This is a genomic window from Enterococcus sp. LJL51 (assembly GCF_049894025.1).
Taxonomy (GTDB): Bacteria; Bacillota; Bacilli; order Lactobacillales; family Enterococcaceae; genus Enterococcus_L.
In genome coordinates this window covers 145634-161582 of sequence record NZ_JBNEQE010000005.1, presented here as the reverse complement: position 1 = coordinate 161582, position 15949 = coordinate 145634, and the positions used below count along the sequence as shown (strand labels likewise).

Sequence of the window (15949 nt, the reverse complement as noted above, 5' to 3'; positions counted from 1 at the left end):
AAAAGGACGGGAGTTAGATTCTCCGTGTTACCACCTTTATTTACTGTTTCCTTACGGAAGTACAGCCTCAATCAGTACAGATGTTCCTGTTTTTGTCATCGATACTGTGATGCTGTAACGGGCATTCCCGTCAGCTGCTAATCAAGGACTCGCAGCTGCTTGCTCAAAGACCATCTTCCAAACTGCTTCATTTATCCCTTCTCACCATTCAGGACTCTCTTAAAAAATCATCAGTATGTACTCTTCTTTTCAAAGCATTTTTGTTATTGAGAACACTATACTGGAATAAAAAAGACCTGTCAACCTAAAAGATGTGAAAATAATGAGAAGAGAACTCATTTAACTATAAAAAAACATTGAAAAACTGCCAAAAAGAAAAAAATTAGGTACTTTAACGTCATTTAATATGATAAAATCAAATGAAGAAAGAAAAGGGGCGCAAGGTATGAGATTTTTTAAACGAATATTTGGAAGAAAATCAGAACCAATTGAGATTGATTTGAAACCAATATCTAATATAAAAACAACAGAAATTAGCAAAGAAAAAGAGCTTAGGATTTTTCAAGACCTTTCAAAGCATGAACTGTCAAAAGTGGCTGAAAGTATTCAAGCCATTGCAGATAAACAAGCAAAGAATCAGAAACAGGCATATATTGACTTAGCCGGCTGGTTCACTCAGCGTAATCAACAGGCAGTTTCTGGGATGACACTGGCTCTGAATGATACGCAGGCATTTTTTGAACATTACCAGCTATTCTTGTCTCAGGGCTTTATTGAACAACTGACGGTTTCTGAGCTGGTTGAAGAATATGATGGTACATCCCTGTGGGACAAGCTGAACTGGGTCCTAAAGGCATGCGGCTACCTGACTGAGATTGATTGGAAAGAAGACGCAGAAGATTTTGTCTATTTTGTTGACGAAATTTTAAAAAAATATAACCTGTCTTTAGACCATACTAAAATTATTGATACGGAAGCCATGGCGCCTGAATTTTTTCAGCAGCTGAAAGAAGCAATGCCAGACCAATTAGTGCTTGTCTGCCTTGATTCAGAGTCCGATTCTTACCAGTTAGCTGTTTTACCAGTTGAATACGCTGAACAGGTGAGAAAGGCTGTAGAAGTCTTAAATCGACGGCTGCACTGGTTCTGGAAAGTTGGACAAATAGAAGAAGCAAAAATTTCGATTGGCAGCTACAAGAAAGTTTGTCAAAAAATCTGGCGGCTGTATATTCCTGCCCAAGGACAGTCTACTCATCTGTATGGAGAGCTGCTGCGTCAGGTAGAAAAGCTGCGTTGGGAAGCCCAAAATAATGGAAATATTAACTGGGATAGCAATTTTTCCTATTTTTGTGATTTTATCGGAGAAGAGTTGACACAAGATCCTGCAGTGCCTTTAAAAGACAAGCAGAGGATTTTAGAAGCAGTAACGACTTTAAAGGAAATCGGTGAGCGGACAGAACAATACCACGAAGGGCATATTTCTGATGAGGAGATGTTTGCTGAGGATTCCGCGTTGTTTGCCTATGTTAAGGATGACCTGTATGATATGTTGGGAAATTATATTGGTTATCTCTATGAAACAAATTTAGAGATACCAGCATTTACGCCAAAAGAAGGTATCTATCGGTAAAGGAATAGAAAATTTTAAAATAGGCTGGTGAGCAGCCGTAGTTCATTATTGAATGTAGAATTAAACACAGCTGTAAAAGGGGAGAAATAAGTGCCTCCTTTTACAGCTGTGTTTTTATTGGTAAAGAGAAGTCTGGGATATAAATAATAATTTTCCAGACTTTCTCTTATCTTCGAAAACCTAGATTCTCAGAAGCAGCTTTTGAGGCATCAATGATTAAGGGAACAAACTCTCTGATTTTCTTCGTAGAGAACCGGGTCGTTGCTCCGACGATTCCTAAGGAAGCTACAACAGAGCCGGAATAATCCCAAACCGGAGCAGCTAAAGAAGAAACTCCTTCTGTTAATTCATCTTTACTGTAGGCAAAGCCGGCTTTTTTTACTTTTTTCAGTTCCTCTCTTAATTGAAAGGGATTGGTTATCGTTTGTGGTGTAAAGGCATTTAACGGCATATCGAAGTATTTTTCCTGAAAGCTTTGTTCTTGGAATGCCAGTAGAATTTTACCGGAGCTGGTTGCATGGGAAGGATTTCGTTTTCCTAAGTGAGTTTGAATTTTTGTATGAGTGATGGATTCTTCTTTTTGGATATAAACAGTATCCAGCCCGTCTAAAATGGCGATATGACTGCTTTCACCTGTTCGTACGACTAGCTGGCTCAGCGCAGGAGATACCTCTTGCTGGATGCGCATGGCGCTTAGTGCTACACCGGCAAGGTTAATAATTGATAAGCCAAGCATATAAGATTGATTGTCCGAAGCTTTCTTGATAAAGCCTTCTGAAGCTAAGGTAGTTAAACTGCGGCTGACTGTGCTTTTGGCTAGACCGGTCCGTTCACTGAGCTCTGTGACTCTCAGCTTTGGCTGATCAGCGGAAAAACATTTTAGAATAAGCAAGGCATTCTTTACAGATTGTAGTTCACTGCTCATAAGTAATTCTCCTCCTTTGGCTTGTTCTTGTATACGGAACAGATATTTAAAAAAAAAAAAATGAAAACGCTATCTTTTCTTGGATTATAAACATAATTACAAGGAATTTAAAGTTTGTTGCTCATAGAGGAACTGAGAGCTGGGTCTTTTAACTGCTTTCCCATAAGATAAGAGCAAGAAAGAACGAAGGGGGAACGTCTAATGACACAAAAAAATAATCAAACGGGTATCGACTGCCGACATTATATTGATGGGAAATATGTTGATTCGATTAACGGTGCTGTTTTTGAAAATAGTAATCCTGCTACTAAAGAGAAGCTGGGAACTGTGGCAAAAGGAAGTAAAGAAGACGTTGATAAGGCAATCACCGCAGCAAAACGAGCCAAAGATGGCGAGTGGAAAAAAATGCCTATGCGTGAACGTTCAAAAATTTTAAGAAAAGTTGGTGATTTAATTCTTGAAAGGCTTGATGAGCTGGCCATGCTGGAGACATTGGACACAGGCAAACCATTGTGGCTATCTAAGACGCTGGATATTCCGCGGGCTGCTCACAACTTCCATTTTTTTGCGGATTATATGACTACGATTGGACAGGAAAGCTACCAGCAGGATGAAGTCGCGCTGCATTATGCAGTGAGAAAACCTGTTGGTGTAGTCGGCTTGATTAATCCTTGGAATCTGCCGCTGCTGCTGATGACCTGGAAGCTGGCGCCGGCTTTAGCTGCCGGAAATACAGTCGTAATGAAGCCGTCTGAGGTAACCCCGATGACCGCAACGGTTATTGCTGAAATATGTACGGACGCTGGTATTCCAAAGGGAGTTGTCAATCTGGTTCATGGGTTTGGCGAAGCTGGAGCAGCATTGTCAGACAGTCAGGATGTTGACGCAATCGCTTTTACTGGAGAAACAATCACTGGAACAGCAATTATGAAAGCTTCTGCACCATCACTAAAAAAATTGTCTTTTGAGCTTGGCGGGAAAAATCCCAATATCATTTTTGACAGCGCAGATATTGAAGATGCAGTGGAAACTTCAATACGTTCCAGCTTTTTAAATCAGGGTGAGGTTTGTCTCTGCGGTTCTAGAGTTTACGTACAAAAAGGAGTCTATGATGAATTTGTAGACAAACTGGTAAAACGTACGAAGGAGCTTAAAATAGGCGATCCATTAGCAGATGAAACCTTTGTCGGTTCGGTTGTCAGTGAAGAACACTACAACAAAGTTTTGAGCTACTTAGAGATTGCTAAGGAAGAACAAGGGACTTTTTTAACTGGGGGAAGAGCAACTCCGAACGCACCAGGTTATTTTATTGATCCAACGATTATTGTTGGTTTGGATAAAGATTCACGCTGTGTTAGAGAAGAGATATTTGGTCCTGTTATAACCATTCTGCTTTTTGAAACAGAAGAAGAGGTTTTGAAACAAGTAAACGATACAACCTATGGTCTAGCAGCAACGATGTGGACGCAGGATTTGAAACAGGCTCACCGGATAGCAGCAGAGATTGAGGCTGGTATCGTTTGGATTAACACTTGGTTCCTAAGAGATTTACGGACACCGTTTGGTGGTATGAAGCATAGCGGAATTGGACGTGAAGGTGGTGCACACAGCTTTGATTTTTACACAGAGCTGACAAATATCACTGTTAAGTTATGACGGGAGGAAGAGAAATGATTTTCAATGCAGCACAATTATCTGAGCATTTGGCATCTTCCAAAAAAAATGGTGGTGTTCAGCCGTTGACAGAACTGATTCCTCAGTTGAGTGTTGAAGAAGCTTACCAGGTTCAATTGAAAACCATCAGTAAACAACTCGCAGCCGGCAATAAAATTACAGGAAAAAAGATTGGTCTAACTTCTACGGCAATGCAGGATTCTTTAGGAGTATCCGAGCCTGACTATGGGCATCTTCTTGATAGTATGGAAATTATCAACGGGGGCAAGGTTCAATCGAAACAAGTCCTTCAGCCTCGAGTAGAAGGAGAAATTGCTTTCGTATTAAAAGAAGCTTTGAAGGGCCCCAAAGTGACCGCATTGGATGTCATTCAGGCAACGGATTATATTACGCCGGCCATTGAAATTGTCGACAGCCGAATTAAGGACTGGAAGCTAACCTTACAGGATACAGTGGGAGATAATGCATCATCAGGTCTATATGTTTTAGGTACAAAAAAATTCTCTTTGAAAGAAATAAACTTGCGGCTAACAGGTATGGCTCTTTATAAAAACGGTAAGCTGCAGAACACCGGAGCTGGAGCTGCCTGTCTGGATAATCCGATTAACGGAGTGGTATGGCTGGCCAATAAGCTAGCAGCTTATGATATCCAGCTGGAAAAAGGAGAAGTGATTCTTTCCGGGGCTTTATCTGCAGCAATACCAGCAGAGGAAGGCGACTATTTTGAAATAAAGTTCAATCAGCTGGGAAATGTAGCAGTGCGCTTTTAAAGAAGGAGGTAAGGTGATGGAGAAGTTAAAAGCTGGAATTATTGGTTCGGGAAATATTGGCAGTGACCTGATGATTAAGCTGCTGCGTTCAGAGTGGATTGAACCTGCAGTAATGATTGGAATTGATGACCAGTCAGAAGGCATGAAAAGAGCTCGAGCACATGGGTTGAAGACTTTTACAGGCGGAATTGACCAATGGGCTGAAGAAGCACCGGAATCAGCCGATATTTTGTTTGATGCTACATCTGCAAATGCTCATATTCATAATTGGGAGGTTGCTGGCCAACTGGAAAAATGGATGCTGGATCTCACTCCAGCTGCTATAGGACCTTTCGTGATTCCTCCAGTGAATTTAAAAAAACACATTCATGAGAAAAACATCAATATGGTTACTTGCGGCGGACAAGCCACAGTACCGATTATTGCAGCAATTGGAAAGGTAGCTCCTGTAAAATATGGGGAAATAGTGGCAACGATTTCCAGCAAAAGTGCCGGACCGGGAACTCGAGCAAATATTGATGAGTTTACAGAAACTACTAGCAAAGCCATCGAAGAAATCGGCGGAGCTGAAAAGGGCCGGGCAATCATTATCTTAAATCCGGCTGATCCGCCTATTCTTATGCGTGATACGGTTCGAGTATTAGTAGATGGTGAAGTAAATGAAGCAGCTATCACAGCAGCTATCAATGATCGAGTAAGAGAGGTACAGGCATATGTACCAGGCTATCATTTACGTTCAGAGCCAATTATTGACGGAAATGAAGTCACTGTTTTTATCGAAGTAGAAGGTGCCGGGGACTTTCTGCCTCCTTATGCCGGGAATTTGGATATTATGACCTCAGCTGCTATCCAGGTTGCAGAGGAAATTGTCAAAAATAATCAATGAAGGAGGGATAATCTTGAATGAAGATTTAGATGTAATTATCACAGAGGTTGCCTTGAGAGACGGCAGTCACGCAGTTAAGCATAGTTTTACTGAGGAACAAGTAAGAGACGTTGTTCGCGCCTTGGATCAAGCCAGGGTTCCATATATTGAAGTGTCTCATGGCGATGGTTTAGGCGGCAGTACGCTACAGTATGGTTTGTCTAAAGTTGATGAGTTTAAGCTGATTCAAGCGGCAGTGGAAACCGCAGAGTATTCTAAAATCGGTGTGCTGTTGCTGCCCGGGATAGGGACCCTTCATGAATTGAAGCGGGCACATGCACTCGGTGCCTCTCTGGTAAGAGTGGCAACCCATGTAACCGAAGCAGATGTCTCAGCTCAGCATATTCAGGAGGCTCGGAAATTAGGCATGACAACCATTGGCTTTCTAATGATGGCGCATATGGCTCCAGTCGACAAGCTGGTCGAACAGGCTAAGCTGATGGAAAGCTATGGTGCTCAAGCAGTTTATATGACCGACTCTGCTGGAGCATTGCTGCCGCAGCAGGTATATGAACGAATTTCTGCTTTAAAATCCGCATTGTCTGTAGAAGTCGGCTTTCATGCCCATAACAATCTTGGCTTGGCAATGGGCAATACCTTGGAAGCCATTCGAGCTGGAGCAACAAGAATTGATGGCAGTATTCGTGCTTTAGGTGCTGGTGCCGGCAATACACAGACAGAGGTACTGGTTGCTGCTTTAGAAAAAATGGGGGTTAAAACAGGTATCGATTTATACAAAATTATGGATGCCGCCGAAGCTGTTGTTGCACCGCTGCTGCAAGTGCCCCAGGAAATTACTAAAGAAAGTTTAACATTAGGCTACGCAGGAGTGTACTCCAGTTTCAGGCTGCATGCACAACGTGCAGGGGAAAAATATGGAATTGACCCTCGGGATATCCTGATTGAGTTAGGCCGGCAGAAGGTTGTTGGCGGTCAGGAAGATATGATTATTGATACCGCAAAAAAATTAATGGAGAAAAAATAAATCGGAGGTGAAGAATTGTTGGATGGCAAGAAAAGAAATGAGCTGGTCGATTATGTTTTAAATGCTCAAGACGAAAACTATGAGATTCTTAAAATTACCGAGAAACTTTATCCCAAATTAACAATGGCTGAAGCATATCAGATTCAGGCAGCGCTCATCAAGCGAAGACTGGATAGAGGTGAAAAAATTGTTGGGCCGAAAATGGGACTGACTAGTCTAGCCAAGCTTCAGCAAATGAATGTTTCAGATCCGATTTATGGCTATGTATTTGATACGATGGTTGTTCCAGATGGGGGCACTGCGGAAATGGCGGATTATATTCATCCTAAAGTAGAACCGGAGATTGGTTTTATTTTAAAAAAAGAGCTAAAGGGTCCTGGTGTTACAAAAGAAGCCGTTCTCGAAGCAACAGAAGCTGTTTTTCCGGCAATAGAAATTATCGACAGCCGCTATTTAAACTTTAATTTTACGATGACAGATGTTGTTGCAGATAATACGTCTGCCGCTGGTGCTGTATTCGGTACTCATCTGATTAGTCCAAAAGGCATAGATCTTGAAACTATCGGGGTTGTCCTACAGATTAATGGTGAGGTAAAGACTGTTGGTGCCGGTGCAGCTGTTCTAAATCATCCAGCAGAATCAGTTGCCTATCTGGCAAATATGCTGGCGGAAAAAGGAGAAGCTATAAAGCCGGGAGAACCCATTTTGACTGGCGGTTTAACAGAGGCAGTTGCCGTTTCTTCTGGTGATTATGTAGAAGTTAAATTTGGTGAAACATTAGGTGAAGTACGCCTATTTATGAAATAGTTCAGGAGGGAGCATATGCCACTCATTCATATTGAAATCATGGAGGGACGGTCAGAAGAAAAAATAGAGAGGCTGATCGCTGAAGTAACGGAAACAATTGAAAGCGTTTTAGAAGTGCCGAAACAAAATGTTCGTGTAATCGTTTCTGAGGTGCCGAAAACCCACTGGGGAATTGGCGGAGTGTCTGCAAAAAAACTAAAAAGATAAAAGGAAAAGGAGAACAAGAATATGACAAATACACAGGTAGAACCATTATTTGAAGTAGCGCAGCTGGCCATGGTAAATCTTTATACTCCAAAACTGGAAGAATCTGTTAAGTTTTTTGAAATCATGGGGATGATTGTCGTCAATCGCGATGAAGCAGGCTCTGTATATATGCGGGCGTATGAAGATCCTTATCAATACAGTATGAAGCTAACGCCTCATCATGAAGCAGGACTTGCAAAAGCCAGCTGGCGTGCAACTAGTCAGGCAGCCCTAGAACGGAGAGTAGCAGTTCTTTCCAATCTTCCTGAGGGGAAAGGCTGGGTGGAACCGGCTTTTGGCAGAGGAAAAGCGTATGAATTTACTAGTCCAGATAATCATTTGTTTGAAATTTTCTTCGATGTAGACTATTATGTTGCGCCGGAAGAATTAAAATCAAAACTAAATAACCGTCCTCAACGTCGTCCGCTTACAGGTGTTCCTGTTCGCCGATTAGATCATATGAACTGTCTATCTAAAAGTGTAGATAAAAATGTCGAATTCTTTACGGAACATCTTGGCTTTAAGGTTCGTGAATATTTAGCTAAAGAAGATGGCGGAAAAGGAGCTGCTTGGCTGTCAGTATCGCCGCTTGTTCATGAAATTGCTTTTATGGCTGATGGAATGTTGGATAAAGCGGAACCGGGTCGTCTTCACCATATTGCCTATTGGTTTGGTGATCCTCAAGATTTAGAATATCTATCTGATGCTTTAACAGAATTGGGTATCCCCATTGAAGCTGGTCCGCTGAAGCATGGTGTTTCTCAAGCTAAATGCATGTATGTTATTGAACCAGGAGGTAATCGGATTGAGCTGTTTGGAGATACAGGATATTTAATTTTTGATCCAACCTTTGAACCAGTTGAGTGGAAGCTGACAGATGCAGAAAAGGCAATCATTTGGTATGGTGCCAGCCTGCCACACAGCTACTTCCGTTATGGTACACCTGTGATTCCAGATGAAGAAATCATCCCGTTTTATCCCGCTGAACAGGAAGCCATCCTGACTAAGTAAGGATGAAATAATTGAATAGCAGAAAGAAACCGAAGCCCAAATTTAGCTGCTTCGGTTTCTTTTTTTTGCAGAGCTGCAAAGGTGCATCAACTAAAAGAGCTGTAATTAGCGCTTATTTATCAGGTATAATGAGAAGAACAGGTATAGGGGAAACGAATGAGGAGAGAAAAGGATGATTAAAAAAGCAGAGAAAACAGATGTACCTAAACTTGTTTGTCTGTACAACCAAGTAACAGATAAGCTGATAAAAAGAGGTATTCAACAGTGGCGTTATCCCTGGACAGAGCAGCAGATTGAAAATATTCTACCGATGCTGTTTCTTCTAAAAAAATCAGAACGGATTATTGGGAGTATGAGCATTTCAGAAATGGAAAATTTTCATGCGCATCATTTTGATGCGCCAGTTTTATTCATTGGAAAGATAGCCATTCATCCAGAATATCAAGGTCAGGGGATACTAGACAGACTGTTTGCCTTTGCTCAAAACAAAGGAGAATTTGAGCAAAAAGAGGTTTATTTTGACTGCTGGGCAGGGAATGAAAAACTGGTAACCTACTATAAAAAGAAAGCAGCATACATAAAAAATGTAGAAGAAGCAGGTTATGAGACAGCACTGTTTCAATTAAAATAAAAGGGAGGGAAAAGGATAAGATGAAACAAAAGGAACATCAAATTCAGCGTTTTAATCAACAAATGAGCACACATTCCAGTGGAGAAATGATTAAGTATTATTGCTACAAGCTGCGGTTGGATTATAAAAATCATCAGAATTATTTCGCTGTGCTGACTAGCTGTTTACATACATTAACACCTAAGGCTCTATTAGATACTTATAAGGAACTAAGAGCATTCTCCTACTATAAAACAGATAAATGGCAGTGGCTGAATTTAGATAAAAAACAGCTTAAAAGGATTAATGAGAAGGATTCCGGCTCTTTTTGGCTCTGGCTGACAGCTCATCCCAATGGTTATATTCGTGAGCTGGCTTGGGAGAAGCTTGTAGAATGGCCGCTAAAGCGTAAAGTGGTATTTTTATTAATGACGCTCAATGATAATGTGCCGGAGCTTCGTCAAATGGCTCTGGTAGCTTTAAGTCGACTGGACACCTGCTGTGAGGAGGACTGGGAATACTGCCTGCCCTTTATTCAGCGGCTCTCAGGATTAGGGCACAAAGAGAACATAGAATTACAGCAACGACTAGTCCAGGTGTTATTGACAAAGCCGAAAATACTCTTAAGAGCTCAGCAGTCAGAGGATGTCTTTATTTACCGCTATGCTTTTGAACTAGGGTTTTCAGCAGATGAGGAAACGAAAATGGAGAGCATCCATAATGGACTGAACAAGTCTGATAAAGTGACTTTAGCGAGAAGCTTCAAAGCTCTGATTGAAATAACCGAGCATCAGGAAGAACAGATTAGACAGCTGTTGTCTCATCCTCAAACAATTCTTCGAAAGCTCGCAAGCGAATGGAGTTACAGCCATTTGGAAAAAGAGGAAACGATGATTCCTAGGCTATTGGATAGTGCCAAAAGTATCCGTTATTTGATCAGAGATTATGTGGTCAAACAGTTTCCTGACATGAATATCCGCACGTATTATCATCAGCATCTTGAAACAAATGAAGTGACAGCACTGCAGGGGCTGGCAATGCTGAGGGACCCTCGTGATGAAGAGCAGATGAGAAAAAAACAAAACGATTCTAGGAAGAAAATCCGTACAGCGGTTCTTGATTGGGCAGTTTGCTTATCACCTCTGGAACAAGTCCCGCTCTTTTATCAAGGTCTTGCGGATTGCTCTAGGGAAGTACGGCAAAAGGCGATCGAGGGATTGAGGGCTATTTATACTCCTGCTATTAAAGGAGATATAATGAATCAGTTTCAGCAAACAGCAAATTTTTATTGCCAGCAAAGTATTTTAAATTTGCTGACGAGCAGTCCCAGAAAAGAATACCTGCTGATTTTATTTGAACTGTACCCTTGTGCCCTGAATGACGCTATTCAAGAGGCTATTCAAAGGCGAATCCAAAGCTGGTATAAGGAATGGAACCGCCATTTTTTCGTCCAGTTTACCGCTGCTGAAAAGCTTCAGCTAAGAAAGCTGTTGACCGGCTATGCTAATGATTCTAGCGAAATAGCCATATTGGGAGAGTTGTTTATCTGATTTGAAATGACTTGTTCAGCTTAGCAGGAATGAAAGGAAAAAAGCTTTTTCAGAGTAGTTATTGATAAAGGAAATACAACTAAAAAATGGAGTGTGTAGTATGAACAAAATACAATTAATCAAGCCTTCAATTGTATATGAAGGGCAGATAAAAGAATATAGAAACGAATTTCTACAGTCTAAGACTTCGATGGATGGCACCTCATTTCTTGCGGATTACGAAGATATAGAAAAATGGCTGGATTGTATCAAAATGAATAGCAACAGTGAAACAGTAGCAGAAGGACTGGTTCAAGCAACTCAGTTTCTGGCTGTTCGCGGGGAAGATCAACTACTTGTGGGAATGATTAGTGTCCGACATGAACTCAATGACTATCTTGCTCGAATTGGCGGCCATATTGGCTACAGTGTCCGGCCAAGCTTTTGGGGGAAAGGATATGCCAAAGAAATGCTAAAGCAGTCGCTGAACTTTTGCCGGCAGTTTGGGTTGAAAAAGGTTCTTGTAACCTGTGATCAAAGTAATTTTGCGTCTCGAAAGGTTATTTTGTCTAATGGGGGTGTATTTGAAGGAGAAGTAGAGGATGATGAAATAGTCGAACGGTACTGGATAAACCTTTAACAGGTAGTGATTAGCTAAATAGAAGGAGCGAATGAATGAAGCAGCAGATTCAAGCGTTATTCAGAGATAAAAAACACTTTGCTGCAATGACAGCAGAGATAGATATTCAAGTAGTCGGCTTTGAAGAATACTCTTTTAGTAAATCCGTCATGCAGGTAGATATTTTAATGGTACCTAAAAAGGAAATCGGGACAGTTAAGGATGCTTTCTCAGCGTTGTTTAAAAAAGAACTTTTTGATAGTGAAGAATGGCCGTTGGAGGAAGAACCAAACAAAAAAGATGCGGAGTGGTTAAATGCTCTGGAAAATGTTTGGATTCCTGCTTATTTTGGGATGCTCAATCAAATAGATATTCAAGCTGTTTCTCCTACAAGATTTTTTAGTTATCTGCATAATGATTTAGCAGCGGTTGAAACACCTTTGAAAATTGTCGAGCTGCTTTTGGAAAAAATGGATAAACCCGAGCTGATTCAAGTACAGAAGGGCTATACATACCGACGGATTTTTGGGCAGTCAAGTACACATTATTTTTTCTTTGATTACGGCATCTATGATTAGTTTTTTAGTTTACGAGTTGAAAGAGGGGAAGGCCTTATTCCTATTCCTGTATCTATTATTTATAGGGAACTAATTAGGAATAAAGCAGGAAGCAAAGAATTAGCAGCAGGAATCGTCAGATCTGATTGAAACCTGTGAAACACAATCAGCCTGTTTTTCAATTTTTATCATAAAAATAAAGCCATAATCTTTTAAGAATTGTTATAATATAAAATGATCGATTGGATCATGGAGAAAATAAAAAGGTGGTAATAAAAATGAAGAGAATATGGAAAGCTCGAAAGAAGGTTATTATTTTATCTGGATTGGTTTTGATCGGAATCTGTCTAGCTGTTGGTATATATCTGGAGCAAGAACACCGACTAGAGCAGGAACCAGATATGGGATTCAGTACAGAAATCAGACAATCAGATAAAACGTTGGAAAATGAAACGCTTATCTATTCGGCAAAAGGCTATATGGGCTTAATGGATGAGAACGGCAAGATATTACTGAATGGTGTGGAAGAGAAGATAACAGAAATAGAATCAATTCCAAATAGTAAGCTTTTTGCATGTCAAGATGAAAATTATAAAAGCTTTTATTACATTTCTGGAACTAATGAACGGTTGGAAGGAGACTATTCCATCTCAAAAAGTGCCTTTTCTAAAGGGGAGTACGGTGCGTACAGAGATACAGCTATAAATAGACTGGGAATCATCAAGAATAATGGTGAAATTATCAAAGCAGCCAGAGATATGAAGTTTGAACAGGTGAAATCAATTTATTTTGAAACTAGTTATTTAGCGACCATCCATTTTACAGATGGCAAGAGTGCAGTTTTAAATTATAAAGGCGAGCTGCTGACTGAGCGTTTTGAAGATTTATATATTAACAGCAGTGATAATCCAAAGGTTAAAGGGGCTATTGTTCAGATAAATGATGAAGAGGGAATTCTACATTGTGAAAAGGGCTGGACCTTAACACCTGTCAATGCCAGAGAAAAGAAAATTGAAGATATTTATAGTTATAGAGATAATACGGTTGCAAAGTATTACACTACAGACAATCAAAATGGCCTGATTGATGAAAACGGTGAAATCATCAAAACAGAGGATGGATCGCCTTTGCTTTTCCAATCCATTGGCACATTTAGTTCAGCTGGTATCGCCACTGCTAGAAGTGAGTTTGGCGAGGAATTGATTATTGATAAAACAGGCAAGATTCTAATGACTGGAGAAGAAATAGAGGAAAACGAACTGGGATCAATCTATGACTTTGATAAGGATGGTTATGCATTATCCTATTATAGAGACAAGGAGTTCAACCGCTCTTACGTCCTTATTGATGAAAATCTGAAAAAAGCAGCTGTTTTAGATTCTGATATGGATGACTATACTTATCTTGGGTTTGGTTTGCTTAGTGCGAGAGAAGTAGGGAATGGCAGCAAAAGCTATGCCTTGGTTAATATAGATGGAGATATACTGCTCTCTCAAGAGGAAGCTGAAAAAAGAAAGATTCATGGAATTACCCGCTTTGAAAACAGCAATTTTGCCACAATATATAATAAAGCGTATGACAATGGTTTAATTGATAAAAATGGAAAAGTTCTCTATACAATCAAAAAGGACCGGTCTATTACATTAGAAAAAATTCTGAATAGCTGGAGAGTTACACTTTATAAAGAAGGAATTAATGGTACAAATAAGAAGCTATACACGAACAAGGATGGCGAGTGCTTCTATGAGGAAAATGAGGATCAGCCAATTTTTATTGGGAAGGATATATTGATGATTGTAAATTCTGTGGGAATTACCGAGGTGTTTGATCAAGATGGCTATCTGATTGATAAAATAGCAGTGAAAGAATAGCGTGGAAGAGATCGCCTAATGAAAAACTTTAGAGCATGGGTTCATACTGCGACAGTCCTTCCTGATTACGTTAGCTGCCTGTCTGAGCTTTCTTGTCCCTCATGTGAAGGTAGGACACTTGATTACTTATATGTAGGGGATCAAAAGTCACGCATCGGTTACAGTCTGGTCTGGTGCAGCAGCTGCAATAAAGGAATCCAAATCAGCAGACTGCTTATTCCCGAAGAAATACCATTAGATAAAATTGTTTATTTTGATGATCCAAAGGGAGATAGTAAAATCAGCTCGGCTGTTCCTCACTTCAAGCGAGTGCATCCCTAAGTAAAATAGAACTATGTGGAAAGTATCGACAATTTTAGTTATTATATTTTTTGAAAAATAGTCGGGGAAGAAGCAGAGAAGGGGTAGGAAGAATACAGATGGATTTTCTTTTAGATATACTGATACCTGAAAGTGAGCTCTATGGAGTGGAGCTGCAGGAACTGCTTATAGCATGGGGGGAAGAAACATTTTCTCAAGACCCGCGGGAATATCGATTTGGCCGGAGTTTGCATTTTAAAGAAGTTAAGGGCTTTGACAGATATTTCCAAAAAACATTTCAGCAAAGCTATGATGAGGAAGCCTATCTTGCACTACACTTACAAAGTTCTCATCTTCAAGAGCTGCAGTTTAGGATATGCAAAAATGGAGCGATGGATTACAGTAATGAACTGATTCAGTTTGTGCAGAAGCTTTATCAGCACGTCCCCAATTTTTTTCTTCTACTAGAACTTTGTGATGAATTATCTGATGGCCCTTATGATACAGAAAATGCAGAAGAAGCCATTTATTTATTGAATGAAAGTTTAAGCTTAGTATCGGGTAAAGGGGTAATAATAACTAGAAATAAAAAAATCTCTTATAATTGGCTGAAAAATTTCAGGAAAGTAAAAAGTTGATAGTAAGAGTGAAGCAAGTGTTAATCTAACATAAACTACAGGCAGCTATCGAGAGCTTAACAAGGCTGAATAAGAAAATAGTTGTCGGATATAGAGCAAGCAAGCGGATGGAGGTAGAAGAATGGAAGAATTAATTCGTAAAATCAATCATTTTAGAGATGAAAGAGACTGGCGGCAGTATCACCACCCAAAAGATCTGTCTCTATCTATTTGTCTGGAAGCAGCTGAGCTTCTAGAGAATTTTCAATGGCTGACAGATGAAGAAGCTGTATCAAAAAATATGGAGAATATCAAGCAGGAGCTAGCTGATGTCTTAATTTATAGTTTGATGCTGGCGTCAGATTTGGAATTGGATGTTCATGAGATTATTGAAGACAAGATGAAGCTGAATGCGATTAAGTACCCAGTGGATAAGAGTAAAGGGAATAAAGAGAAGTATACGGAGCTGTAATTTTTATATAGGACGAGCTTTGTAAGTTATATTTATCAAGATAATGGCAAGGACAAATAAAAAGAGCTGTCTTAAAAGAAAACCGCAGGTATTAATTGGGTTATGACAGTTGGATGGCACATATTGAAACAAATAATAAGAGAGTGACTGGAAATTCTCTGTAAAATTCGGTACAATAAAGAAGCCAGTGCTCAGTGCTGGTAATTGGGCAAACTTGTCTAGATAGTTACGGCTGTCTATTCAAGGCTTCACAGAATGGTTGGCGCCATTTTGTGAAGTGCCCTTTTTATTTTATCCTGCCTGTGAAAGCAGGATAGAAAAAACGATACCAGGAATTACCCTAATATCGTTTACAATAGTTTTTATTCATAGCCCATCTGCTTTTTTGAAGTGACTGCACA

The 15949-nt window shown here is 40.1% G+C and carries 17 protein-coding genes and 1 other annotated feature (1 of these 18 only partly in view); of the genes, 16 read left to right on the top strand and 1 reads right to left on the bottom strand.

What is annotated here, in order from left to right; all coding sequences use genetic code 11:
• Positions 1 to 262: a binding site (T-box leader), on the bottom strand (it extends 1 nt beyond the left edge of the window).
• Between the two features lie 183 nt (positions 263 to 445).
• On the top strand, positions 446 to 1630 hold the full coding sequence (locus ACPWSO_RS07280) for a DUF6630 family protein (protein WP_426082232.1): 1185 nt from the start codon (positions 446 to 448) through the stop codon (positions 1628 to 1630).
• Positions 1631 to 1796: 166 nt separating this feature from the next.
• Here ACPWSO_RS07280 and ACPWSO_RS07275 read toward each other — a convergent pair whose 3' ends face one another.
• The gene (locus ACPWSO_RS07275; RefSeq protein WP_426082231.1) at positions 1797 to 2555 is read right to left on the bottom strand and encodes an IclR family transcriptional regulator; all 759 of its coding nucleotides are present in this window, start codon (positions 2553 to 2555) and stop codon (positions 1797 to 1799) included.
• Positions 2556 to 2756: 201 nt separating this feature from the next.
• On the opposite strand from ACPWSO_RS07275, the gene ACPWSO_RS07270 reads away from it, so the two are divergent.
• The 15 genes from ACPWSO_RS07270 to ACPWSO_RS07200 all read left to right on the top strand — a co-directional run bounded on the left by ACPWSO_RS07270 (position 2757) and on the right by ACPWSO_RS07200 (position 15548).
• Complete coding sequence (locus ACPWSO_RS07270; RefSeq protein ID WP_426082230.1) at positions 2757 to 4211, top strand: aldehyde dehydrogenase; 1455 nt, start codon at positions 2757 to 2759, stop codon at positions 4209 to 4211.
• A gap of 14 nt (positions 4212 to 4225) precedes the next feature.
• A complete protein-coding gene (locus ACPWSO_RS07265; protein WP_426082229.1) occupies positions 4226 to 4999 on the top strand; it encodes a 2-keto-4-pentenoate hydratase in 774 nt (257 codons plus the stop codon).
• 16 nt (positions 5000 to 5015) lie between these two features.
• The gene (locus tag ACPWSO_RS07260; protein WP_426082228.1) at positions 5016 to 5885 is read left to right on the top strand and encodes an acetaldehyde dehydrogenase (acetylating); all 870 of its coding nucleotides are present in this window, start codon (positions 5016 to 5018) and stop codon (positions 5883 to 5885) included.
• 13 nt (positions 5886 to 5898) lie between these two features.
• Positions 5899 to 6909 carry a 4-hydroxy-2-oxovalerate aldolase gene (gene dmpG / locus ACPWSO_RS07255; RefSeq protein WP_426082227.1) on the top strand — a complete coding sequence of 337 codons (1011 nt, stop codon included), beginning with the start codon at positions 5899 to 5901 and terminating at the stop codon, positions 6907 to 6909.
• Between the two features lie 15 nt (positions 6910 to 6924).
• Positions 6925 to 7716 carry a 2-keto-4-pentenoate hydratase gene (locus ACPWSO_RS07250; protein ID WP_426082226.1) on the top strand — a complete coding sequence of 264 codons (792 nt, stop codon included), beginning with the start codon at positions 6925 to 6927 and terminating at the stop codon, positions 7714 to 7716.
• 15 nt (positions 7717 to 7731) lie between these two features.
• Positions 7732 to 7923 carry a 4-oxalocrotonate tautomerase gene (locus ACPWSO_RS07245; RefSeq protein ID WP_426082225.1) on the top strand — a complete coding sequence of 64 codons (192 nt, stop codon included), beginning with the start codon at positions 7732 to 7734 and terminating at the stop codon, positions 7921 to 7923.
• Positions 7924 to 7944: 21 nt separating this feature from the next.
• Complete coding sequence (locus ACPWSO_RS07240; RefSeq protein ID WP_426082224.1) at positions 7945 to 8973, top strand: VOC family protein; 1029 nt, start codon at positions 7945 to 7947, stop codon at positions 8971 to 8973.
• 172 nt (positions 8974 to 9145) lie between these two features.
• Positions 9146 to 9604, top strand: coding sequence for a GNAT family N-acetyltransferase (locus ACPWSO_RS07235; protein WP_426082223.1), 459 nt, complete (start codon positions 9146 to 9148; stop codon positions 9602 to 9604).
• A 20-nt stretch (positions 9605 to 9624) separates the two neighbouring features.
• Positions 9625 to 11133 (top strand): hypothetical protein, encoded by a 1509-nt coding sequence (locus ACPWSO_RS07230; protein WP_426082222.1) that lies wholly within the window; start codon positions 9625 to 9627, stop codon positions 11131 to 11133.
• A 100-nt stretch (positions 11134 to 11233) separates the two neighbouring features.
• Positions 11234 to 11752 (top strand): GNAT family N-acetyltransferase, encoded by a 519-nt coding sequence (locus ACPWSO_RS07225; RefSeq protein WP_426082221.1) that lies wholly within the window; start codon positions 11234 to 11236, stop codon positions 11750 to 11752.
• A gap of 35 nt (positions 11753 to 11787) precedes the next feature.
• Positions 11788 to 12309 carry a hypothetical protein gene (locus ACPWSO_RS07220; protein ID WP_426082220.1) on the top strand — a complete coding sequence of 174 codons (522 nt, stop codon included), beginning with the start codon at positions 11788 to 11790 and terminating at the stop codon, positions 12307 to 12309.
• A 257-nt stretch (positions 12310 to 12566) separates the two neighbouring features.
• On the top strand, positions 12567 to 14159 hold the full coding sequence (locus tag ACPWSO_RS07215) for a hypothetical protein (RefSeq protein WP_426082219.1): 1593 nt from the start codon (positions 12567 to 12569) through the stop codon (positions 14157 to 14159).
• An 18-nt stretch (positions 14160 to 14177) separates the two neighbouring features.
• The gene (locus ACPWSO_RS07210; protein WP_426082218.1) at positions 14178 to 14480 is read left to right on the top strand and encodes a hypothetical protein; all 303 of its coding nucleotides are present in this window, start codon (positions 14178 to 14180) and stop codon (positions 14478 to 14480) included.
• A 98-nt stretch (positions 14481 to 14578) separates the two neighbouring features.
• Positions 14579 to 15097 carry a hypothetical protein gene (locus ACPWSO_RS07205; protein ID WP_426082217.1) on the top strand — a complete coding sequence of 173 codons (519 nt, stop codon included), beginning with the start codon at positions 14579 to 14581 and terminating at the stop codon, positions 15095 to 15097.
• 121 nt (positions 15098 to 15218) lie between these two features.
• Positions 15219 to 15548 carry a nucleotide pyrophosphohydrolase gene (locus ACPWSO_RS07200; protein ID WP_426082216.1) on the top strand — a complete coding sequence of 110 codons (330 nt, stop codon included), beginning with the start codon at positions 15219 to 15221 and terminating at the stop codon, positions 15546 to 15548.
• Positions 15549 to 15949 lie beyond the last annotated feature (401 nt).